General features: G+C 72.1%; 22 protein-coding genes. 8 read left to right on the top strand and 14 right to left on the bottom strand.

Annotation, left to right across the window (positions count from 1 at the left end):
• Window positions 1–51: 51 nt before the first annotated feature.
• Genes BLU27_RS23480 through BLU27_RS23500 form a run of 5 tightly spaced genes read left to right on the top strand, consistent with a single transcriptional unit; the run spans window position 52 to window position 5944 of the window.
• The gene (locus BLU27_RS23480; protein WP_241827596.1) at window positions 52–744 is read left to right on the top strand and encodes an HAD-IA family hydrolase; all 693 of its coding nucleotides are present in this window, start codon (window positions 52–54) and stop codon (window positions 742–744) included.
• Between the two features lie 59 nt (window positions 745–803).
• On the top strand, window positions 804–2324 hold the full coding sequence (locus BLU27_RS23485; protein WP_092655813.1) for an ABC transporter substrate-binding protein: 1521 nt from the start codon (window positions 804–806) through the stop codon (window positions 2322–2324).
• Window positions 2325–2328: 4 nt separating this feature from the next.
• Entirely contained in the window at window positions 2329–3276 is a 948-nt protein-coding gene (locus BLU27_RS23490) for an ABC transporter permease (RefSeq protein ID WP_092655814.1), read from the top strand.
• Entirely contained in the window at window positions 3273–4169 is an 897-nt protein-coding gene (locus tag BLU27_RS23495; RefSeq protein WP_092655815.1) for an ABC transporter permease, read from the top strand. The genes BLU27_RS23490 and BLU27_RS23495 overlap by 4 nt, the downstream gene beginning before the upstream one ends.
• Window positions 4166–5944 (top strand): dipeptide ABC transporter ATP-binding protein, encoded by a 1779-nt coding sequence (locus BLU27_RS23500; protein WP_092655816.1) that lies wholly within the window; start codon window positions 4166–4168, stop codon window positions 5942–5944. The genes BLU27_RS23495 and BLU27_RS23500 overlap by 4 nt, the downstream gene beginning before the upstream one ends.
• Before the next feature lie 31 nt (window positions 5945–5975).
• Here BLU27_RS23500 and BLU27_RS23505 read toward each other — a convergent pair whose 3' ends face one another.
• On the bottom strand, window positions 5976–6848 hold the full coding sequence (locus BLU27_RS23505) for a phosphotransferase enzyme family protein (protein WP_092655817.1): 873 nt from the start codon (window positions 6846–6848) through the stop codon (window positions 5976–5978).
• Between the two features lie 57 nt (window positions 6849–6905).
• Here BLU27_RS23505 and BLU27_RS23510 point away from each other — a divergent pair, with 57 nt between their 5' ends.
• Window positions 6906–7706 carry a DUF427 domain-containing protein gene (locus BLU27_RS23510; RefSeq protein ID WP_092655818.1) on the top strand — a complete coding sequence of 267 codons (801 nt, stop codon included), beginning with the start codon at window positions 6906–6908 and terminating at the stop codon, window positions 7704–7706.
• Between the two features lie 111 nt (window positions 7707–7817).
• Here BLU27_RS23510 and hisF read toward each other — a convergent pair whose 3' ends face one another.
• The 13 genes from hisF to hisD all read right to left on the bottom strand — a co-directional run bounded on the left by hisF (window position 7818) and on the right by hisD (window position 20812).
• The gene (hisF, locus tag BLU27_RS23515) at window positions 7818–8591 is read right to left on the bottom strand and encodes an imidazole glycerol phosphate synthase subunit HisF (protein WP_092655819.1); all 774 of its coding nucleotides are present in this window, start codon (window positions 8589–8591) and stop codon (window positions 7818–7820) included.
• Window positions 8588–9121, bottom strand: a complete 534-nt coding sequence (locus BLU27_RS23520; protein WP_092655820.1) for a YbhB/YbcL family Raf kinase inhibitor-like protein — start codon at window positions 9119–9121, stop codon at window positions 8588–8590. The genes hisF and BLU27_RS23520 overlap by 4 nt, the downstream gene beginning before the upstream one ends.
• Before the next feature lie 43 nt (window positions 9122–9164).
• Window positions 9165–10097 (bottom strand): lysophospholipid acyltransferase family protein, encoded by a 933-nt coding sequence (locus BLU27_RS23525; protein WP_092655821.1) that lies wholly within the window; start codon window positions 10095–10097, stop codon window positions 9165–9167.
• 7 nt (window positions 10098–10104) lie between these two features.
• Entirely contained in the window at window positions 10105–11685 is a 1581-nt protein-coding gene (larAH, locus tag BLU27_RS23530) for an NPN-dependent hydroxyacid isomerase, LarAH14/15/16 family (RefSeq protein ID WP_092655822.1), read from the bottom strand.
• Window positions 11682–12866: a zinc-dependent alcohol dehydrogenase gene (locus BLU27_RS23535; protein ID WP_092658144.1), complete on the bottom strand. Its 1185-nt coding sequence runs from the start codon at window positions 12864–12866 to the stop codon at window positions 11682–11684. Before BLU27_RS23535 ends, larAH begins: the two co-directional genes overlap by 4 nt.
• Window positions 12863–15142, bottom strand: a complete 2280-nt coding sequence (locus tag BLU27_RS23540) for an HAD-IB family hydrolase (protein WP_092655823.1) — start codon at window positions 15140–15142, stop codon at window positions 12863–12865. Before BLU27_RS23540 ends, BLU27_RS23535 begins: the two co-directional genes overlap by 4 nt.
• Before the next feature lie 154 nt (window positions 15143–15296).
• On the bottom strand, window positions 15297–16016 hold the full coding sequence (priA, locus tag BLU27_RS23545) for a bifunctional 1-(5-phosphoribosyl)-5-((5-phosphoribosylamino)methylideneamino)imidazole-4-carboxamide isomerase/phosphoribosylanthranilate isomerase PriA (protein WP_092655824.1): 720 nt from the start codon (window positions 16014–16016) through the stop codon (window positions 15297–15299).
• A gap of 77 nt (window positions 16017–16093) precedes the next feature.
• Window positions 16094–16738, bottom strand: coding sequence for an imidazole glycerol phosphate synthase subunit HisH (gene hisH, locus BLU27_RS23550; RefSeq protein ID WP_092655825.1), 645 nt, complete (start codon window positions 16736–16738; stop codon window positions 16094–16096).
• Window positions 16735–16884, bottom strand: coding sequence for a hypothetical protein (locus BLU27_RS29310; RefSeq protein ID WP_157728774.1), 150 nt, complete (start codon window positions 16882–16884; stop codon window positions 16735–16737). The genes hisH and BLU27_RS29310 overlap by 4 nt, the downstream gene beginning before the upstream one ends.
• 16 nt (window positions 16885–16900) lie before the next feature.
• Window positions 16901–17509, bottom strand: coding sequence for an imidazoleglycerol-phosphate dehydratase HisB (gene hisB, locus BLU27_RS23555; protein WP_092655826.1), 609 nt, complete (start codon window positions 17507–17509; stop codon window positions 16901–16903).
• The gene (locus tag BLU27_RS23560) at window positions 17506–18585 is read right to left on the bottom strand and encodes a histidinol-phosphate transaminase (RefSeq protein WP_092655827.1); all 1080 of its coding nucleotides are present in this window, start codon (window positions 18583–18585) and stop codon (window positions 17506–17508) included. The genes hisB and BLU27_RS23560 overlap by 4 nt, the downstream gene beginning before the upstream one ends.
• The gene (locus tag BLU27_RS23565) at window positions 18586–19398 is read right to left on the bottom strand and encodes an inositol monophosphatase family protein (RefSeq protein WP_157728775.1); all 813 of its coding nucleotides are present in this window, start codon (window positions 19396–19398) and stop codon (window positions 18586–18588) included. It abuts the gene before it with no gap.
• Between the two features lie 58 nt (window positions 19399–19456).
• Window positions 19457–20812, bottom strand: coding sequence for a histidinol dehydrogenase (hisD, locus tag BLU27_RS23570; protein ID WP_092655829.1), 1356 nt, complete (start codon window positions 20810–20812; stop codon window positions 19457–19459).
• A gap of 142 nt (window positions 20813–20954) precedes the next feature.
• Between hisD and BLU27_RS23575 the strand changes: the two genes are divergently transcribed.
• Window positions 20955–21809 (top strand): LLM class F420-dependent oxidoreductase, encoded by an 855-nt coding sequence (locus BLU27_RS23575; RefSeq protein ID WP_092655830.1) that lies wholly within the window; start codon window positions 20955–20957, stop codon window positions 21807–21809.
• Between the two features lie 80 nt (window positions 21810–21889).
• Window positions 21890–22429 (top strand): aminoacyl-tRNA deacylase, encoded by a 540-nt coding sequence (locus BLU27_RS23580; protein ID WP_197681545.1) that lies wholly within the window; start codon window positions 21890–21892, stop codon window positions 22427–22429.
• The last annotated feature ends 40 nt before the right edge of the window (window positions 22430–22469 follow it).

The following is a 22469-nucleotide window of genomic DNA, read 5'->3' on the forward strand; positions in this document are numbered from 1 at the left end:
GCATGCAACCGGGGAACGCCCGGTCGAATGGGCGAGATACGGTCGGTCGACGTGACTCCTCCCCGCACCGACCACGAACCCACGAGCACCCCGGTGCTGCGTGCCGAGGCCGTCCTGCTCGACCTCGACGGGACACTGATCGACTCCACGGAGGCGCTTCGCCGCTCGTGGACGACCTGGGCCATCGAGCAGGAGCTGACCCAGCAGGACTTCGCCCGGGTCCTGGGCCACGGCCTCACCTCCGCCGCGATCGTCGCGGCCCTGGTGCCGCCGGAGCGGATCGCGGCCGCGCAGGCCCGGATCGACGAGCTCGAGGTCGAGGACGTGGCCGGGATCGTGGCGCTGCCCGGCGCGCAGGCGTTCGTCTCCTCGCTGCCGGCCGGGCGGTGGACCATCGTCACGTCCGGTAACCGCGCCGTGGCCGGTGCCCGCCTGCGGGCCGCCGGCCTGCCCGTGCCGGACACCCTGGTCAGCGCGGACGACGTACGCAACGGCAAGCCAGACCCGGAGCCGTACCTCCTCGGCGCCAAGCGCCTCGGCATTCCCCCCGAACGCTGCGTGGTCGTGGAGGACGCACCCGCGGGCCTGGCCGCCGCCCGGGCCGCCGGGATGGCGACGATCGCGGTGACCACCCACTACGAGCGGGCCGAGCTCGACGCCGACCTGGTTGTCGAGGACCTACAGAACGTGCGGGTCGAGGTTGACGGCGACGACCTCAGCATCGCGGTGGCCGACGGGGCATGATCGGGGTGACCGCCCGCGTGACCCCACGGCATGCAGGGCACACCCACAGGAGGTAGGCGATGGGGAGGATCCCCCGGCGCTCGATGATCATCGGCGCCCTCGTCGCGTTGACGCTCACGGCGGCATGCTCGGCAGGCAGCGGCACGACCGGCGACAGCGACCGCAAGGACCACACCAGCACGCTCTCGGTCGGCTTCAGCGCCGAGCCGGTGAGCCTGGACTTCACCCGCAACGACGGCGCGGCCATCCCACAGGCGCTGCTGGTCAACGTCTACGAAGGCCTGGTCAAGCTGGACGCGCACGGCAGAATCGTTCCCCTGCTGGCCGGCAGGTGGAAGGTGAGCCCGGACCGGCGCACCTACACGTTCACCCTGCGAAAGGGTGTGACCTTCTCCGACGGCAGGCCGTTCACCGCCCAGGACGCGGCGTTCAGCATCAACCGTGTCAAGACCGGCTGGACGACCTCGCTCAAGGCCGGCATGGATGTCGTCCAGGACGCGCGGGCCGCCTCCCCCACCTCCCTGGTGGTGACGCTGAAGCGGCCGAGCAACCAGTGGTTGTTCGCGATGACCACCCGGATCGGCGCGATGTTCTCGCGTACCGGCGTGTCGAAGCTCGCCACGAAGCCCGTGGGCACCGGACCCTACGTGCTCGACCACTGGAACCGCGGCGACGAGCTGGTGCTGAAGGCCAGGAAGGGCTACTGGGGCACCGAACCCGCGGTGCGCCAGGTGACGCTGAAGTACTTCAAGGACCCCACCGCGATGAACAACGCGATGCGCACCGGCGGCATCGACGTGGTGAGCACCGTGCAGGCACCGGAAAGCCTGGCGGAGTTCAAGGACCGCTCGAAATACCGCGTCATCGAGGGCACCAGCAACGCCGAGGTGGTCCTGTCGTACAACAACGCCAAGCCGCCGTTGACGGATCGCCGGGTCCGGCAGGCACTGTCGTACGCGATCGACCGTAAGGCCGTCCTTGACACCGCGTGGGCCGGGCACGGAACGCTGATCGGGTCCATGGTGCCGCCCACCGACCCGTGGTACGAAAACCTGTCCGGCACCTATCCGTACGACCCGGCGAAGGCGCGGCGGTTGCTCGCCCAGGCGGGCCACCCGAGGCTGACGCTGCGGCTGCGGATCCCCAACCTTCCCTACGCGGTGGCCAGCGCGCAGGTGGTCAAGAGCCAGCTCGCCGACGTCGGGGTGAGCGCGAAGATCGACGTGCTGGAGTTCCCGGCACGCTGGCTGGACGTGGTCTTCACCAAGGCCGACTACGACATGTCGATCATCGCCCACGTCGAGCCACGCGACATCACCACCTTCGGCAACCCCGACTACTACTGGCGGTACGACAACCCGCGGGTGCGCGAGCTGCTCGACCAGGCGGACTCGGGCACGCCCGCGGTCCAGGTCGCGAAGATGAGGCAGGTGGCCCGCACCATCACCGGCGACGCGGCCGCGGACTGGCTGTTCCTGCTGCCCAACCTGATGGTCGCCGACCCTGCCGTGCACGGGCTGCCGACGAACGTCGTGTCGGAGGCGTTCGACCTCACCGCCTGCTCCTGGGCGCGGTCCTGACGCCGTGCTGTTCCGCCTCCTGACCCGCACCGGGGTGTTCGCAGGCAGCGTCGCGGCCGCCAGCGTGGTGGTGTTCGCGTTCATGGCGGTGCTGCCCGGCGACCCCGCGCGGGTGGCGCTCGGCGTCAACGCCACACCGAGGGCCGTCGCGGAGCTGCGGCGGGAGTTCGGCACCGACCGGCCGCTGGCCGTGCAGTACGCCGACTGGGCGCGCGGGTTGTTCGTCGGCGACTTCGGGGTCTCCTACGTCACCCGGACACCGATCGGCCCGCAGGTGCTCGACCGGTTGCTGGTGACCCTGTGGCTGGTCGGCGCCGCGATGGTGGTCGCCGTGCTGGTGGCCGTACCCGTCGGCACCGTGATGGCCGTCCACCACCGGCGGCTGCGGGGACTGGCTCTGTCGGCGCTGAGCCAGCTCGGCATCGCGGTGCCGGCGTTCCTGAGCGGGGTGCTGGCCGTCGCGATCTTCTCCGTCCGCCTGGGCTGGCTGCCGGCGGGCGGCTGGACTCCACCGGCGCAGGACCCCGGGCAGTTCGCCCGGCAACTCGTCCTGCCGGCCGGTGCACTCGGCCTGGCGCAGGCGGCGATCCTCGCCCGCTACGTACGCACGGCCGTGCTCGACGTGTTGCGCGAGGACTATCTGCGCACGGCCCGCGCGAAGGGGCTCACCCTGGGCCGGGCGCTGGTGCGGCACGGCCTGCGCAACGCCGCCGTTCCGGTGAGCACGGTCCTCGGGCTGCAGCTGGCCACGCTGCTGGTCGGGGCGATCGTGGTGGAACGCGTGTTCGTCATCCCGGGCCTCGGCAGCCTGCTGCTGGACGGCGTGGCCAACCGCGACCTGCTGCTGGTCCAGGGCGTGGTCATGGTGCTGGTCGTCGCGGTGCTGGTGGTCAACTACGTCGTCGACGTGCTGTACACCGCGCTGGACCCGCGGCTGCGGAGGGCAGCATGACGAAAACGCCCGCGACCACCGCTGAGGACCGGCGCGGAGTCGCTGTCGACCGGCGGGAAGGGGCCGTCGACCGGCGTGGCCACGGTGTCAATCCGTCCTTGCTGGCGGGCGGAATCCTCGTCGCGCTGGTCGTCGCAGTGGCGCTGGTGTCGTTCCTGTGGACCCCGCACGACCCAGGCCGGGTGGATGCCGCGCACCGGTTGCTCGGACCGGACGGCACGTACTGGCTGGGCACCGACAAGTTCGGCCGGGACATCGCCAGCCGGCTGATGGTGGGTGCGCGGACGACGTTGTTCGTCGGCGTCGTCGCGGTCGGGGTGGCCGCCGTGCTGGGTACGCCGCTCGGCATCTGTGCCGGGATGTCCCGCGGCCTGGTCGGCGGCCTGCTCGCCCGCGCGACCGACCTGGCGATGGCCTTTCCCGCACTTCTGCTGGCCATCATGTTCGGTGCGGTGTTCGGGGCCGGCACGCTCACCGCGATGGTGGCGATCGGTCTGGCGACCGTACCCGCGTACGTCCGGATCGTGCGGGCAGGCACGCTGTCGGTGCTGGCCCGGGAGTACGTCCTCGCCGCCCGGGCGGCCGGTCGCCGCGGACCCGGCATCGCGGTGCGGCACGTGTTCCCGAACGTCGCCGGGCTGGTCATCGTGCAGGGTTCGGTGTCGTTCGCGATCGCCGTGCTCGCCGAGGCCGGGCTGTCGTTCCTCGGCTTCGGCACGGCACCGCCGACGCCCTCGTGGGGGCGGATGCTGCAGGAGTCGCAGGAGTTGCTGTTCGTGCACCCGCTGCTGGCGTTGTGGCCGGGCCTTGCCATCATGCTCGCCGTACTCGGCTTCAACCTCGCCGGCGACGGTCTCCGCGACCGCTACGACCCCCGGTCGGCCGCCCGATGACAACCGACGCGCGGAGTGTGCCGGCGGGGTCGCCGGAGGGATCGGGCAGGCCTGACAAGCCGGCGTTGACAGTGACCGGGCTGCGGATCGGCACCACCGGTCGTTCCCTCGTGCGCGACGTCAGCTTCACGATCGCGCCTGGCGAACGCGTCGGCCTGGTGGGCGAGTCCGGTTCGGGGAAGTCGCTGACCAGTCTGGCCGTGATGGGCCTGCTGCCCGAGGGGTTGCGCGCGCAGGGCGAGGTTGCGCTGGCCGGTACGCGTGGGAACCTGCTGGACCGCGACGACCGCGCGATGTCGCGGCTGCGCGGCAAGGCGATGGGCATGGTGTTCCAGGAGCCCATGTCGGCGCTGAACCCCGTTCGGCGCGTCGGCGACCAGGTAGCCGAGGTGCTCCGCATCCACCGACCCGAGCTCGGCCGGCCGGGGGCGGCGGCCCGGGCCGTGGAACTCCTCTCCGCCGTACGCCTGCCCGACCCCGGCGAGGCCGCCCGGGCGTACCCACACCAGCTGTCGGGCGGCCAGCGCCAGCGGGTGGTGCTGGCGATCGCGCTCGCCAACGATCCCGCCGTGCTGTTGTGCGACGAACCCACCAGCGCCCTGGACGTCACCGTGCAGGCGCAGGTTCTGGACCTGATCGTGGCCGGCACCGCGACCCGCGGCACCGGGCTGCTGTTCGTCACCCACGACCTGGCCGTGGTGGCCACCGTGTGCAGCCGCGTGCTGGTGATGCGGGACGGCGAACTCGTGGAGACCGGCCCGGTCGCGGAGGTGTTCGACCGGCCGCGCCACCCGTACACACGTGCCCTGGTCGGCGCCGCCGACCTCGGCGGATCCGCACCGCCGCGGCGTCCGGAGCCCGCCGGACAGCACCCCGGACAGTCCGCCGGACAGTCCGCCGGGGAGTCCGCCGGGCAGTCCGGGTCGCCGCCGATGGTGTCGGTGTCCGGAGTGTCCCGTACCTACCGCCGGGCCCGTACGTCACTGCGTACGCCGCCGTCGGTGGAGGCGCTGCGGGACGTGAGCTTCGACATCGCCGCCGGGCAGCGGTTCGGCATCGTCGGGGAGTCCGGCTCGGGCAAGTCGACGCTGGTACGCCTGCTGGCCGGGCTCGACAAGCCGAGCGCCGGCACCGTCCGCTTCGCCGGGCAGCGGGTCGACGGACAGCCCGAACGCCGGCTGCGGTTCGTACGCGAGGACCTGCAACTGGTCTTCCAGGACCCGACGGGTTCGCTCGACCCCCGCATGCGGGTCGGGGAGATCGTCGCCGAGCCGCTGGTCGCGCTGCGCGGCCGGGCCTGGCGTACGCACCTGCCCCGCGTACGCGACCTGCTCGCCGCCGTCGGCCTGCCCGCCGACGCAGCGGACCGCTACCCGCACCAGTTCTCCGGCGGGCAGCGGCAGCGGATCTCCCTCGCCCGCGCGCTGGCGCCCGCCCCGAAGGTGCTGGTGGCCGACGAACCGGTCAGCGCCCTGGACGCCTCGGTCCGCGGCCAGGTGCTGGACCTGCTCGCGTCACTCGCGGACTCGTTCGGACTGACACTGGTGTTCGTGTCGCACGACCTGTCGGTGGTACGCCGGGTCTGCGACACCGTTGCCGTCCTGCACGCGGGCGAGCTGGTCGAGCTGGGACCGGCGGAGCAGGTGCTCACCCGACCCCAACACCCTTACACACAAGGGTTGCTAGCCGCGGTGCCCAGCCTGTCCCGGGCACTGGCCCAGGCCGCGGCGGCCGAACTCGCCGGCGAGCAGCCGCGGCCCGGACCGTCGTCCTGAGTGGGCAGCGATTCCTCCGCGGAGGAGTCCTTCAGCCGGCGGATCGATCACCGGCCAGATCGGTCGCCCGGTCGGTGGTCCCGGCGCCCGTCCCAGCCTGGTCGGCCCACCGGCCGGTCCGACGGCGCAACGGTTCGAGCGCGTCCGGGCCGTGGGCGTACCTCCGGGCCAGGTCGGCCAGCATCATCTGCCCGGCCCAGCGCAGGCAGTCGGCCGGGATGGAGGTCGCCTCCGGACCGTAGCCCGCGGCCCATCCGTCGGCGAGTTCACCCAGCAGGTTTCGCTCGGATGCCGGCAAAACGGCCAGGGCGGGATCGACGGTCAGGAGTGCGTACGTACGGGCGATATCCAGGAGCGGGTGACCGCGACGGGCGTTGACCCAGTCCACGATGCCGCTCACCTCGTCCCCGTCGACCAGGACGTTCAGCGGATGCCAGTCCAGGTGCAGCAGCGCACCGGCCGTCCGGTCAAGGCCGGCCGGTGCCGCGGCCCGGGCGTCGACCGCGGCCGCCACCTCCGCCGGTGCCGGGACGCGGTGCAACTCACGGTGTGCGGCCCCCATCAGCTCACCCAGGCGACGGGCCGACCCGAGCCCGGCCCGGAGCACGTCCGCGACGGTCCGCCCCGGAAGCCAGCTGAGCAGCAGGACCTCCAACCGATCGTTACCGGCGTGCCGCACCACCTCCGGCACGGGGAGTCCGGCCGAGCCGGCGGCCCGCATCGCCGCGAGCTGGGCCGGGATGCCCGACCCGGGCGCCGCGCAGCGCAGGGCGTACGGCGTACCGTCGTACCACACCTTCCACGTCTCACCGGTCGCGCCGCCGGCCGCCTCCACCGCTGCGTCGGCGGGCAGGTCGACGGCGGCCAGCGCCTCGGCCACCGTGGACTCCATGGGGTGGGTCATGGCCGGAGGTTACCGCCTCGGGTTTTGCGCCGGAACCATCCGAGCAAGGGAGCTGCCATGAGCACCGACAGCCGCGACAGCCGTGCCCGCCGTGCCGACCGTGCCGACCGTGACCGGGCGGCCCGGATCCGGGTGGAACCCAGCCCGAAGCGGGTGCGGGTGGTCCTCGGCGGCCACCCGGTAGCCGACACCGAGCACGCCCTGCTGGTGTGGGAGAAGCCGAACTACCCGACGTACTTCCTGCCCGCCCGCGATGTGCGCACCGACACCTTCCGCACGACCGGCGAGCACGACCACTCCCCTGGCCTGGGTGACGCCGAGATCCACACAGTCGTCGTGGGCGAGCGCGAGGCACCAGGCGCCGCCAGGTGGTACCGCGACTCCCCAGTCGCCGAACTCAGGGACACCGTCCGGCTGGACTGGACCGCGATGGACGCGTGGTTCGAGGAGGACGAGGAGGTCTACGTCCATCCGCGCGACCCGTTCAAGCGCGTGGACGTGCTCGCGAGTTCCCGGCACGTACGCGTCGAGGTCGGCGGGGTGACCGTGGCCGAGAGCACCCGGTCGCGCATCCTGTACGAGACCGGCCTTCCGCCTCGTTACTACTTCCCCAAGACCGACGTCCGGCTGGACCTGCTGGAGCCCAGCGACCATCACACACAGTGCCCCTACAAGGGAACCGCGAGCTACTACACGGTCGTGGTCGAGGACGACCGGCACGAGAACCTCGCCTGGTGGTACCAGCACCCCGCGCTGGAGAGCGTCAGGATCGCGGGCCACGTGGCGTTCTACAACGAGTTCGTCGATCTGTACGTCGACGGGCGACTCCTTCCGCGGCCGGCGACGCCGTTCAGCTGACGAGTCCGGCCGATCAGGCGGGGCGCGGAATCGCGAAGGTGGGAAGACCTGGGGGCCCATAGCACCCATAACCCTTCCCACCCCGCCGAACGAGTCCGGCCTGGCCTCGGCTCAGCGGACGACGTGACCGGCCTGACGCAAGGTCTCCTTGACGTCGCCGATCCGCAGGTCGCCGAAGTGGAAGACGCTCGCCGCCAGTACGGCGTCGGCACCCGCGTCGATCGCCGGCGGGAAGTCCGACAGCTTGCCCGCACCGCCGCTGGCGACCAGCGGGATGTCCACGACCTTGCGCACGGCGGCGATCATCTCCACGTCGTAGCCCGCCTTCGTACCGTCGGCGTCCATGGAGTTGAGCAGGATCTCCCCCGCCCCCAGCTCGGCTCCGCGCCGCGCCCACTCCACCGCGTCCAGTCCGGCACCGCGGCGCCCGCCGTGCGTGGTCACCTCGAACCCGGACGGCATCCCCTCGGCCCGGCGCGCGTCCACCGACAGCACCAGCACCTGCGAACCGAACCGGTGGGCGATCTCGGCCACGAGGTCCGGCCGGGCGATCGCCGCGGTGTTGACCCCGACCTTGTCCGCGCCGGCCCGCAGCAACCGGTCGACGTCCTCCACCGACCGGACTCCCCCGCCTACGGTCAACGGGATGAACACCTGTTCGGCGGTACGGCGTACGACGTCCTGGGTGGTCTCCCGGCCCTGCGCGGAGGCGGAGACGTCGAGGAAGGTGAGCTCGTCCGCGCCCTCGGCGTCGTAGACCTTGGCCATCTCCACCGGGTCGCCGGCGTCGCGGAGGTCGGCGAAGTTGACGCCCTTCACCACCCGGCCGGCGTCGACGTCAAGACACGGGATGACCCGGACCGCGAGACTGCTGCTGGTGGTCATGCCTCGAAGGTCGGGACGAGCATCGCCCGGCCGACGGTGTGCCCGAACAGGTTGAAGCCGAGCAGCGCCGGGCTCGCACCTTCGGGCAGGTCGAGGGAGTCCACGTCGAGGGCGTGCACCACGAAGAAGTACCGGTGCGGACCGTGCCCGGCCGGCGGGGCGGCACCGAGGTACTGGCGTACGCCGCCGTCGTTGGTGAGGGTGACCGCGCCGTCCGGCAGCTTGGCACCGTCCGGGTCACCGGCGCCGGTGGGCAACTCGGTCGTGGTCACCGGGAGGTTGTAGACGGCCCAGTGCCAAAAGCCGCTCGCCGTCGGCGCGTCCGGGTCGTAGACGGTCACGGCGAAGCTGCGGGTCTCCTCGGGGAAGCCCGACCAGGCAAGGTGCGGTGAGGTGTCGGACCCGCCCGCACCGAAGATCCCGGACAGATGCGGCGTCGCCATCGTCTGACCGTCGGCGATGTCGTTGCTGGTCAGGGTGAACTCCGCCGCCTTCGGCAGCGCCTCGTAGGGGTTCGGTGCCGAGCCCATGGATCCTCCCTCAGCCGGTTGGTCCGGTTGCTTCCTTCGTACGCTAGCGCCACGCGCCGCGCTTGCTGCCCTCGGCGGGCGGAGCGGTCTGAGCCCAGATTCGCCGCCACGACGCGACCTGCGGCCCGGACGGGTCGGGCGTCTCTCCCCGTGCGGCCCGCCGGGTGGCGTCCCACCAGGTGGTCGCGTCCTCGTCCAGCAGCTGCGCCACGGCCGCTGAGATGCGGGGCGCGAACGTGCGCGGCGCCTCGCCCTCCGCCGGCCAGATCGGCGCACCGAACCGTACCCGCACCGGCAGCCGGCCCGGACGGGGCCAGCCGCGCCCGCGCGGCATCGCGGCGTAGGAGCCGCGGATCCCGATCGGGACGACGGGTACGCCGTGCTCGACGGCCAGCCAGGACGCACCCAGGCGGAACCTGCCGGCCCAGCCGTCCACCGAACGCGTCCCCTCGGGGAACACCACGACGTTCCAGCCCTGGTCGAGCAGGTCCCCCGGCGTGGTCGACAGGGTGCCGCCGCGGCGTTCGATCGGGAAGGTGTTGAACACCATCGCCGAGCCGCTGGCGCGCCACCAGGTGTCGAAGAAGTAGTCGGCGGCGGCCGCCACGGCGGTGCGGCGGCGCCACTCGTCCGGCAGCGAGCACAGGATCAGCGGGGTGTCCAGGTGCGAGGTGTGGTTGGCCACGAACAGCACCGGCGGCTTCAGGGTGGTGAGGACGTCCAGCCCGGCCGTCTGCGGCGTGATGGTGGAGTTCAGCAACGGGTGCAACCCGAACCTCTGCACGACGTCGCGCACGGCGTTGGCGGTTGGCGTACGAGCCCAGGCCGTCGGGAACACCGAGGGCTGCTTGGGCGGCTGGAAGGGCTGGGCCGACAACGGCACCAGCGGCCGCCGGCCCCACCGCCAGCCACGCGCCACCGTCCGCACGTCCTGCGCGGTCTCCCTGACGAAGCGCACGGGGTTCTTCTCGCTCATGTCAGGCTCACCGCACGTCCGAGATCAGGTGCGGCGGGTTGTGGGTGTAGGTGATCGACGGCGAACGCCCGACCGTGCCGCTCACCATCTCCAGCGCGTCGGCAAGTGTGGACGCGGCCCGGAAGCCCATCCGCTCCACCGCGCGGCGGTCCGCACCCACCCACACGACGTCGCCCACGTGGTCCATCGCGTGCGCCGCCCAGTACCACATGTAGAACGGGTGCACGCCGTGGTAGGCGTACGACGTGCGGTAGAGGTGGATGTACCACGGGTCGGTGGCGTACTGCTTCTCGAAGCGCTGCTCGATGGTCGCCGGGTCGGTCGACTCCGCCAGCACCTCCTCGAAGAAGTCGACGTAGCTCGGGTGGTGCAGCTGGCTGAACTCGTACGGCACCGGGTGGTAGAGGATGACCGCGCCGCCCGGCCGGACCACCGGCTTGTTGCGGTAGGAGTTGAAGAAGTAGCCCAGCCCCATGCAGGTGGCGAGGATGGGGTTCATCACGGCGTTGACGTTGTACGGGCAGAGGTAGGGCACGCCCATGATGAGGACGTCGGACTGGCCCTGCACCTCCACCGCCTGCTGGCGGTAGACGTTCTCGAGAGTCTTCTCGTGCACCGCCTCGGTCTCGCCCGCGTGCACGCCGGTGATGCCGTAGGGCGCCTGAATGCCCTGGAAGATCTTCCGCTTCAGCTTCGACGGGGCCACTGCCAACCCGCGCTTGGCGGCCAGCATGGTGGCCTGGTCGCGGACGTTCCACTCCCACTCGCGCTTGTTCAGGAACTCGTACGGCGCGGGGAACACGTCGTTGTTGAGCGTGGTCTCGATGGTGAAGATCTTCAGGTGGTCCTTCAGCAGCCGGCCCATCCGCCAGGCGGAGTGGTGCATGGCCGACTTCTTGTGGTCCATGAACGACCGCGAGTGGACCATGGTGCGGCTGTTGTGGTGGTGGCGCAGCGAGCGGTAGGACGCCAGACCGATCGGCACCGACTTGTGCCCGCCGTCCATCGGCACGATGTTGATGTTGACGTACACCAGCAGGTCGGACTGCGCCGCCCGCTTGTTGATCTCGACCTCTTCGCCCTGGTCGGTGGTGCCGATGAACTCGAGGTTGTCGGGGTCCTCGGCGTCGTGGTTGTAGAGCAGTCCGTCCGGCGCGAACGAGCGGTAGACCCGCTCGCCGAGGGCGTGCTGGAGCTCGCTCGGCGTCATCCGCCGGTGCAGGGCCAGCGCCGCGATGATCTGTACGTCGTCCACACCGGCCTCGGCGGCCATCGTCAGCACCTGCTCGATGACGCGCTGCCGGATGTCCGGGCGCTTCATCGGGGGCAGCGGCAGCGACACGTCGTCGAAGGCGATGGTGAGTTTCATGCCTGGCCGCAGCAGGGCCCGCAGCGGCTCGGAGTTCTCCGGCTCCTCCAGGGCGTGCCTGATCGCGCCGTCGACGTCACGCAACGCCGGCAGCGACTCCGGGGAGTAGACCACCCGGGTGCCGAGCGGGAACTTCTCCAGCCGGAACCCCTCGCCCTCGTGGACGATGAGGGGTGGCGTACGGTCGTCGACCTCGAGTACGAATCCTGGTCGGCTCACCTGCTGCTCCTTAGGTCGAACGCCACCTTGACGGTCCCCAGCCGCCCGGCCGAGTGGGCATGGTCGAGCGCCTCCCGCCAACGGTAGAGGGGGTAACGGCCGCCGACCACGCCGTCCAGCGGCGCACTCGCGGCCAGGTCGAATGCCCGGGCGAAGGCTTCACGGCCCTGGGTGGCGTAGGTGCCCACGACCTCCAGCTCCCGGAACCACACCGGCGACAGGTCCGCTCCGGCCGCCGGCATGCCCGACAGCACCACCCGGCCGCCGGCCCGGGTGACCCGGAGAGTCGTACTGAGGGAGTCCTTGCTGCCCACGGCGTCGATCGCGACGTCCACACCGCCGAGCAGGAACTCACCGCTGCGGTCAGGGGACAGCCGGAACGCCTGGGTCGCCCGCCGAACCCGGGCCGGCACCTCGTCGGGCGCCAGCACGTCGGTCGCACCGAACGCCCTGGCCAGCTCGCGCTGGCGGGCGTGCTTGGCGACCACGCTGATCCGGCCGGCCGGAGTCAGCTCGCGCAGCGCCAGCGTCGCGAACAACCCGACCGCGCCGGCGCCGGACACCAGCACCGACCCGCCGTCGGGCACCTGGGCCCGCATCGCGGTGTGCACCGCGCAGGCCAGCGGCTCGACCAGCACGGCACGCTCGTCGGACAGCCCTTCGGGTACGACGTGCAGCTGGCTGCGGTGAGCGACCAGCTGCCCGCCCCAGCCGCCGCCGGTGTCGGCGCAGTAGCCGGTCTGCAGGCCCGGCGAGACGTGCCCGACGGTGACCCGGTCGCAGCGGTTGGTCTGCCCGCTCGCACAGGACTGGCAGCGCTCGACCCCGCGGGCCGCGCAGGCCAGCACCGGATCGAGCACGACGCGGGTTCCGGCGGGCAGGTCCTCGCAGTCGTCGACCAGCTCGCCGACCACCTCGTGGCCGGGCACGAACGGCATCGACACCAGGGCGGAGAAGTACAGGCTGGTCTGCCCGAACAGCGCGCCGAGGTCGGAGCCGCAGATGCCGGACAGGATCGGCTTGACCCGGGCCCAGCCGGCGGCCGCGGTGCGCGGCTCCTCGCGGTTGACGAGTCGCACCGGCGCGGCCGGGCCGGTGAGGATGCCCGGAACGCGGCCACCCACCGCCCGGGCCGCGATGTAGCGGGGCAGCGAGCGGTACATCTCCAACGCCAGCATCATGAGCTGCTCCCGGAGGTCGCGCCGGGCAGGGCCAGTCGGGACACCGAACTCGAGGTCTTCCACTCCTCCACCGGCCAGCGGCCCTTGCGGGCCTCCCGCCACAGGTGGACGTCGGGGCTGACCGCCACCGGGCGGCCGACCACGCGCAGCATCGGCAGGTCGGAGTGGCTGTCGGCGTAGGCGTACGACTTCGACAGGTCGAGGTCGCGCTGGGTGGCGTACCGCTTCAGCCAGGCCGCCCGCGCCTCGCCGACCAGCGGCGGGCCGGACAGGAACCCGGTGCACCGGCCGCGGTCGTCGACGGCCAGGTCGGCCGCCACGATCTCGTCGAACAGCGGCTCCAGCGGACGGGTCAGCGGACGGATGGCACCGGTGATGAGCACGGTGCGGTGGCCGGCCGCCTGGTGCGCGCGCACCCGGCGCAGGGCGGCCGCGGACACGCGTTCGAGCACGTGCTGGGACAGCACCTCGTCGACGATGTGTTCCAGCTCGGCGAGGTCGGCGCCGGCGTAGCGGCGGTAGACCGAGCGCAGGAACCGGCCGCGGTCCTTGCGTTCGGCGTTCAGGAAGCCGGGCAGCCGGCGGACCAGCGCGCCGAGCTCGCGGGCCTTCCCCTGCCGGTCCAGCTCGGGCATCCGCAGCCAGAGGTAGGTCTCCACGACGTTGGACGACAGCAGCGTGCCGTCCATGTCGAACGCCGCCACGATGTCCTCACCGGCCGGCAGCTGCGGCGCCACCGCGGGGGTGGAGCGGCCGCGCCGGCGGCGGATCACGTCGTACTTGCGCATCGCCTCGGTCACCGCCGGGCAGTGCACCTCGACGAAGTAGTGGTGCCAGTCGAAGCTCGTGATGTCGAAGGAGAAGTCCCGCTGGTCCTCCAGGTCGAGGCCGTTGTAGAGCGCGACGGTCCGGTCGTCGGTGAAGACCAGCTCGGTCTCGAGGTAGGGGCGGTAGAGGTCGTGGTAGCGGCGCAGGAAGTCCAGCCGGCGGCGCTGCTGGTCCAGGTCGCGGGCGAACCTGCGGACGCGTTCGCCGCGCGGTGCGTGGGTGACGAGGAAGTCGGCTGCCTTGTGTGCGCGTTCGCCGAGCGCGAGGGTGCGCTCGACCTGTTCGCCACCGGGGAACCGCCACGTGGGCAGGCGGACCGCGCCGCGTTCGCTCATGTCGAACGGGTGCGCGTCGAAGTACTCGTGGACGAGCTCGAAAACCATCGCGAACGTGAGCGGGTTGCGCAGGCCGGACGTCACCTGGAAGTACGCCGGACTGCCCGGCTCCGGCCGCTCCGCCGCCGCGGCCAGGGTGGCGTTGACCACGTGGTCGACCGGCACGATGTCGCACTGGGAGTCCGGGCTCGCCGGGAACTCCGGCAGCTCACCCCGGCCGTAGGCCAGGATCAGCGGCTCGGCCATCTTGAAGCCCTCGATCCACCCCGGGTGGGGAGTCTCGAGTGCGCTCTCGATGATGCTCGGCCGCAGGATCGTGACCGGCAGCGGTGCGCCGATCTCCTCCACGACGCGTTCGCCCAGGGCCTTGGTGAAGGTGTAGACGTCGGTCCAGCCGAGGGATCGTGCCCGCTCCCCGCCGGCCTCGACCAGCTTGGTGTCGACCCACTCCTTGCGGCGCCGCTCGGTGTCCTGGGCGGAGGTGATCGGCCCGGCCCGGCGGTGCTCCCGCTCGGCCTCCCGGCGCAGCTTGGACAGGACGCCGGGCGCCCGCGAGGTCTCCTCGATCCGGTCGCGCATGGCCTGGCCCCAGCGGGCCTCGGTGCGCCAGTCGGCGGTGTGGTCGACCGGCCCCTCCGGAATCGCGCCACGGCGGCGGCCTGAGACGTACGCCGTGGACACGTGAAGGTAGTGGGCCCGGCTGCCGCTGTCGAGGATGCGGCGCAGCAGCATCTCGGTGCCGAGCACGTTGGTCTGGAACGCCTGGTGGATCGGCGGGTCGAACGACACGTCGCCGGCGCAGTGGATCACCACGTCGAGATCGCCGGGCAACTCCGGAACGTCGGACAGGTCGCCTTCGAGCACACTCACCCGGGCGTCGAGCAGTGCGGCGGTGTCACCGGCGTACCGGGACCGGGCCTGCTCGAAAATCGGCTTGTTGAGCAGCTGCTCCATCCGCGCCCGCCCGGTGAGCGAACCCTTCGGCCGGACCAGCGCCACCACGTGCGTCCCGGGGAGGTCGCGGAGGATGCGGTGCAGCAGTGCCTCGCCGACGAAGCCGGTGACGCCGGTGAGAAGCATCCGCTTCCCGTCGAGTCGCTCCCTGAGCCTCAACTGTTCCCCTCCGTCGACATGGTGATGACAGGTCCAGCGGGTCACCCGGGCTGGTTTCGCAACACCTTATCCGCACGTCCGCGCGCACCGGCCCAGCCCGTCCGGAAGTCGCGACCGCCAGCACCTGGCGGCGTGGGTCCCTCACCCCGCACGGTCAACCGACCGCGGCGAGTGCTTCCTCCAGGGTGAACGCGCCCGCGTACAACGCCGTACCGACGATTGCGCCCTCCACGCCCAGCGGGGTGAGGGCCGCGATCGCGCGCAGGTCGTCCAGGCTGGACACCCCGCCGGAGGCGACCACCGGCCGGTCCGTCGCGGCGCACACGTCGCGCAGCAGGTCGACGTTCGGGCCCTGCAGCATGCCGTCCTTGTTGACGTCGGTGACGACGTAACGCGCGCAGCCCTCGGCGTCCAGCCTGGCGAGGGTCTCGAACAGGTCGCCGCCCTCCCTGGTCCAACCGCGGGCGGCGAGGGTGCGGCCGCGTACGTCCAGCCCGACCGCCACCCGGTCGCCGTACTCGGCGATGGCGCGGGCACACCACTGCGGGTTCTCCAGCGCCGCCGTGCCGAGGTTGACCCGGGTGCAGCCGGTGCTCATCGCCCAGGAGAGCGCGTCGTCGTCGCGCAGCCCGCCGGACAGCTCCACCTGCACGTCCAGCCGGCCGATGATGTCGGCGAGCACCGCGCGGTTGTCACCCCGGCCGAACGCCGCGTCCAGGTCGACCAGGTGCACCCACTGCGCACCGGCGCGCTGCCAGGCCATGGCGGCCTCCAGCGGGCTGCCGTACTGGCCGCCCGTACCGGCCCGGCCCTGCACCAACTGGACGGCCTGGCCGTCGACGACATCGACCGCGGGAAGCAACGCGAGGCTCATGGGCGCCGAGGCTACCGGCGGCCCGGTGACGCGTGGCGGGCGAGGTCAGCGCGAGCGGACCGAGGCAGGCCCGAACCTCAGCGCAGCGCGCCGATCCAGTTGGCGAGCAGCGCGGCGCCGGCGTCACCGGACTTCTCCGGGTGGAACTGCGTTGCGGCGAGCGGGCCGTTCTCCACCGCCGAGACGAACCGGTCACCGTCGTACGGCGTCCACGTCACGGTCGGCTGCCGGAACTTCCCGGTGGCGTGCAGCTCCCACTCGCGCACCGCGTAGGAGTGGACGAAGTAGAACCGCTCGCCGGCGATCCCGGCGAACAGCGTCGACTCGTCCGGAACCTCCACGATGTTCCAGCCCATGTGCGGCACGATCGGGGCCTTCAGCCGTTCGACCGTGCCCGGCCACTCGCCGCACCCCTCGGTCTCCACGCCGTGCTCGACCCCGCGCTCGAACAGGATCTGCATGCCGACACAGATGCCGAGTACCGGGCGGCCGCCGGCCAGCCGCCGGCCGATCACCTGGTCGCCCCGCACCGCGCGCAGGCCCTGCATGCAGGCTTCGTAGGCGCCGACGCCGGGCACCACCAGGCCGTCCGCCTCGCAGGCGGCGTCGAAGTCGGCGGTCACCTCCACCGCCGCGCCCGCGCGGTCCAGAGCCCGCTGGGCCGAGCGCAGGTTGCCCGATCCGTAGTCGAGCACCACGACGGAGGGCCTGGCCGTGCTCACGGTGTCGACTCCCGCAGCCCCGCCCACAGGAACACCCCGGCGAGCACACCGAGGGCCACCGTCAGCCAGATCGAGCGCTTCTGCTGCCGGCTGGCGATCATGCCGCCGACCAGCAGGCCTGCGAACGCGAAGTAGACGTACTCCACTACAGCGCCCCCTCCACTACAGAGCACCCTTCGTACTCGGCACGCCGCCCTCGCGCGGGTCCAGCGCCACCGCGTCGCGCAGCGCCCGGGCCAGCGCCTTGAACTGCGCCTCGACGATGTGGTGCGGGTCGCGGCCGGCGAGCACCCGCACGTGCAGGCAGATCGCGGCGTGGAAGGCCAGCGTCTCCAGGACGTGCCGGGTCAGCGAGCCGGTGAAGTGGCCGCCGATCATCGCGTACGCCTGGCCCTCCGGTTCGCCGGTGTGCACGCAGTACGGCCGCCCGGCCACGTCGACCACGACGTGCACCAGCGACTCGTCCAGCGGTACCGTCGCGTCGGCGAACCTGCGGATGCCGCGCTTGTCCCCGAGTGCCTGCCGGAACGCCTGTCCCAGCACGATCGCGGTGTCCTCGACGGTGTGGTGCACGTCGATGTCAACGTCACCTTGCGCCCGGACGGTGAGGTCGAACAGGCCGTGCCGGCCCAACTGGTCGAGCATGTGGTCGTAGAACGGCACCCCGGTCGACACGTCGACCCGGCCGCGGCCGTCGAGGTCGAGCTCGACGACGACCTTGCTCTCCTTGGTCTCGCGTTCGATCCGCGCGGTGCGCGCAGGTTCGGTCACGCCGTCACCTCCTGCAGGGCGGCCCGGAAGGCCGCCATCTCCTGCTCGGTCCCGATCGACACCCGCAGCCAGCCGTCCGGCCCGGTCTCCCGGATGAGTACGCCGCGGTCCAGCAGGCCCTGCCAGACCGCGTGCCGGTCCGCGAACGTACCGAACAGCACGAAGTTGGCGTCGGAGTCGGCGACCCGGTATCCCTGTCCGCGCAGCCACCCGACGGTCTCGTCGCGCCGGGCCCGCAGCTCCTGCACGCGGGCGAGCAGGGAGCCGGCGTTGCGCAGTGCCGCCCGCGCCACCGCCTGGGTCACCGCCGACAGGTGGTACGGCAGCCGCACGATCCGCAGCGCGTCCACCACCGCCGGGTCTGCCGCGAGGTAGCCGAGGCGGCCGCCGGCGAATGCGAACGCCTTCGACATGGTGCGGGTCACGATCAGCCGCGGGTGGGCGGGCAGCAGGCTCAGCGCGCTCGGCGTGCCGTCGCGGCGGAACTCGCCGTACGCCTCGTCGACCACCACCATCCCCGGCGCGGCCGCACAGATGCGCTCGACCACCTCGAGGGGCAGCGCGGTGCCGGTCGGGTTGTTCGGCGAGGCGAGCAGGATCACCGCGGGCCGGTGCTGCTCGATCTGGGCGAGCGCGTGCTCGGGGTCGACGGTGAAGTCCTCCGCCCGGCGCCCGGTCACCCAGGTGGTGCAGGCGTCGCGGGCGTACTCGGGATACATGGAGTACGTCGGTGCGAACGACAGCGCCGTGCGGCCGGGCCCGCCGAAGGCCTGCAGGATCTGCAGCATCACCTCGTTGGAGCCGTTCGCCGCCCACACCTGTGCAGGCGTCAGGTCGTGGCCGAGGTAGGCCGCGAGGTCGGTGCGCAGCCCCAGCGCCTCACGGTCGGGGTAGCGGTTGAGAGTACGCGCGGCCGCCGCGACCGAGGAGGCGATGTCGGCCACGACGTCCTCGTCCGGCGGGTAGGGGTTCTCGTTGACGTTGAGGATCACCGGTACGTCGAGCTGCGGAGCGCCGTAGGGCTCCTCCTCACGCAGGTCGTCACGCAGCGGCAGGTCGGCGAGGGTCTGCCCCACTCAGATCACCTTCACCATGCCGACCAGGGTCTTGGTGACCTCAGGCGTACCGGCGACCAGGACCTCCAGCCCACTCGACGTGGTGACCCACTCGCTGGAGCCGCCCGCGGCGTCGACCAGCGCGATGCCGGCCGCGACGTCCCAGATGTTGACGCCGAAGCCGAGGTAGCCCTCCTGCGCTCCGAGCGCCACCGACAACAGCTCGCAGGCCGAGGAGCCGGTACGCCGGTAGTCGCGGGCCTGGTGCATCAGCTCGCCGAGGAACGCGTGCACCCGGGTGCGGTGGTCCAGCACGCTCGGCAGCCCGATCCCGACCAGGGAGTCGGACAGCTCGACCGCCGAGGACACCCGGGGCGTGCCGTCCCGGCCGAACACCTCCGCGCCGCCAGCCGCCGCCCAGTCGCCGTCGGCGGGCCGGACGACCGCGCCGGCCACGATCCGGCCGTCGCGTTCGACTCCCACCGACACGGCGTAGTCGCGGCGGCGGTGGACGAAGTTCATCGTCCCGTCCAGCGGGTCGACCAGCCAGCGCACTCCGCTGTCGCCGTCGTGCACGCCGGACTCCTCGGCCAGCACCGCGTCGCGGGGACGGGCGGCGCTGACCAGCCGCAGAATCGCGCTCTCGGCTGCCTTGTCGGCCGTGGTCACGAAGTCGGCTGCGTGTGCCTTGGTGTCGATCCGCAGCTCGCCGCCGCGCAGCTCACGCAGGATCGCGTGCGATCCGGCGTTCGCGGCCGCCAGTGCGAGATCGCGAAGATCCTGGTCCAGGGTTGCCGGATCGTCCGGCCGCCCGGGGTGTACCGGTCTGGTCATGACTGGCTCGATTCGTCGAGGTGGGCCGCAGTGCGCTCGCCGGTGGGGCGGCGGGCCATCAGGCATACCCGTCGGCTGCGGATCCGAACCGTGCCCGGACGGCCTGCCCGTGCGCGGGAAGATCCTCCGCCTCGGCGAGGGCGGTGACATGGCCGGCCACCTCGCGCAGCGCGGCCTGGTCGTAGTCGACGACGTGCACCGCCTTGAGGTAGCTGCGCACCGACAGCCCGGAGGAGTGGCAGGCGCAGCCGCCGGTCGGGAGCACGTGGTTGGACCCGGCGCAGTAGTCACCCAAGGAGACCGGCGACCAGGGCCCGACGAAGATCGCGCCGGCGTTGCGTACCCGGCCGGCCAGCTCCCGGGCGTTCTCGGTGTGGATCTCCAGGTGCTCGGCGGCGTAGGCGTCGACGACCGCGAGCCCCTGCTTCAGGTCGTCGACCAGCACGATGCCGGACTGCTCACCGCTCAGTGCCTCGGTGATGCGCTGGACGTGCTTGGTCGCCGGGACCTGGTGAGCGAGCTCGCCCTCCACCGCCGCGGCGAGATCCTCGCTCGGGGTGACCAGGACGCTGGCGGCCACCGTGTCGTGCTCGGCCTGGCTGATCAGGTCGGCCGCGACGTAGGCGGGGTCGGCGGAGTCGTCGGCCAGGATCGCGATCTCGGTCGGTCCGGCCTCGGAGTCGATGCCAACCGTTCCCTTGACCAGGCGCTTGGCGGCCGTGGTGGTGATCCGGCCCGGGCCGGCCACGAAGTCGACCGGCCGGCACAGCAGCCGGCTGTCGTCGGCGCCGACGCCGGCCGGCACGCCGTAGGCGAACATCGCGACCGCGGCCACACCACCGGCGGCGTAGACCTCGTCCACGCCGAGCAGCTCGGCCACCGCCAGCACCGTCGGGTGCGGCAGCCCGCCGTACTCCTTCTGCGGCGAGGACGCCAGAGCCACCGACTCCACACCGGCGACCTGGGCGGGCACGACGTTCATCACCACGCTGGACGCCAGCGGAGCGACCCCGCCCGGGATGTAGACGCCGACCCGGCGGAACGGAACCAGCCGCTGGGTCACGGTGCCACCGGGAACGACCCGGACCTCGGTGTCGCGCTCCAGCTCGGCCTCGCTGACCGCGCGGAGCCGGCGGATGGACTCCTCGAACGCCGCTCGTACGTCGGGGTCGAGTTCGCGCAGGGCCTGCTCCAGGGCGGACTTCGGCACCCGGATGTCGGTGAGCTCCACGTCGTCCCATCGCGCGGCGTAGTCGCGCAGCGCGTCGACCCCACGATGGCGCACGTCGGCGAGCGTCGGCCGGACGGCCTCCACGGCCGCCTCCACGTCGAACGGAGCACGCGGGACGAGAGCGCTGTAGTCGAGGGCGGCGCTGTTTGCGGCGCGGCCGCGCAGATCGATGCGACGGATCACCTCACCGAGTCTAGGGTGTGGGTTCTGTCGCCTGCGGCGAAGGGTGATCGGCTCGCCACCTGACTCCGGACCCGCCCCGGGCTTGGTCCGGGCCCGCCGCGGGATTGACTCTGACACTGATGTCGGGCTTTAGCGTCGGAGCATGAAGATCGGGACATTCATCTCCATGACGGACGAGACGCTCGACCCGGCCGGCCTGGCGCGGGCGGTCGAGGAGCGCGGGTTCGAGTCGCTCTTCGTCCCCGAACACACTCACCTCCCCGCCTCGCGGGAGACGCCGTACGAAGGCGGCGGCGAGCTCCCCCGCGACTACTACCGCGTCCTGGACCCCGTTTCCACCCTGGCCACCGCCGCGGCCGTCACCACCTCCCTACGGTTGGGTACGGCGGTGAGCCTGGTCGCGCAGCACGACCCGATCGTGCTGGCCAAGCAGTTCGCCACTCTCGACCACCTGTCCGGCGGCCGGATCGAGTTCGGCGCCGGCGCGGGCTGGAACCGCGAGGAGATGCGCAACCACGGCACCGACCCGCGGACCCGCGTCCGGCTGCTCCGTGAGCGCCTGCTCTCCATCCGGGAGATCTGGACGCGGGAGCAGGCGGAGTTCCACGGCGAGTTCGTGGACTTCGACCCGATCTTCTCCTGGCCGAAGCCGGTTCAGCGACCTCACCCGCCGATCCTGCTCGGCGGGTGGGGACCGACCACGCTGGGCCGGGTGGTCGACCACGCCGATGGCTGGCTCGCGCCGTTCGGGGCGAGCCCGGACGACCCCGCCCCGGGGCTGCGAACGCTGCGCGAGCTCGCGGCCGCCGCAGGCCGTCCCGAGCCGACGGTCACCGCGACCACGTTCGGGGAGGACCCGGCCGAGCTGGCGGAGTTCGCCGACCTGGGAGTACAGCGGGTGCTGTTCTTCCTGCCCGCGGACGAGCCCGCGCAGGTGCTCCACCGGCTGGACCGGCTGGCCGCCCTGCTGCCGGCAGGGGCTTCGGCTCCGGCGTAGATCAGGACGCCGGGGCCCTCGGTGGATCCGCGGCACGTCGGCCCTGGGGCGCCCACCAACCGTCTGCGAGGGTGGGAGCCGTGGCGAAGAAGAAGACCTCCCAGGGAACGCCCGCGGTGGTGGCGCTGCAGCGGGCCGGCGTGGCGCACACCCTCCACCCGTACGACCACGAGCACACCGAGGGTGGCCTTGCCGGGCGGCCCGGCAAGGCCGGGAAGGCCGGGAAGGAACGACCGCACTACGGGCTGGAAGCCGCCGAGGCGCTCGGCGTCCCACCCGAACGGCTGTTCAAGACGCTGCTCGCCCAGGTCGACGACGAACTCGCCGTGGCGGTGGTGCCGGTGAGCGCGTCGCTGGACCTCAAGGCGTTCGCCGCCGCGCTCGGCGGCAAGCGCGCGCAGCTGGCCGAGCCGGCGGTGGCGGAGAAGGCCACCGGCTACGTGGTCGGCGGGATCAGCCCGCTCGGCCAGCGTCGCCGGCTGCGCACCGTCGTCGACACCAGCGCGAAGGACCACCCGACCGTGTACGTCTCCGCGGGCCGGCGCGGGCTGCAGGTCGAGCTCGCACCCGCCGATCTGGTGGAGCAGTGCGCCGCCACCACGGCGCAGATCGCCAACTGATCCGCGGCCGGACGCGAACCCCCAAACCGAGAACGAGCAG

Source organism: Actinopolymorpha singaporensis, assembly GCF_900104745.1.
Taxonomy (GTDB): domain Bacteria; phylum Actinomycetota; class Actinomycetes; order Propionibacteriales; family Actinopolymorphaceae; genus Actinopolymorpha; species Actinopolymorpha singaporensis.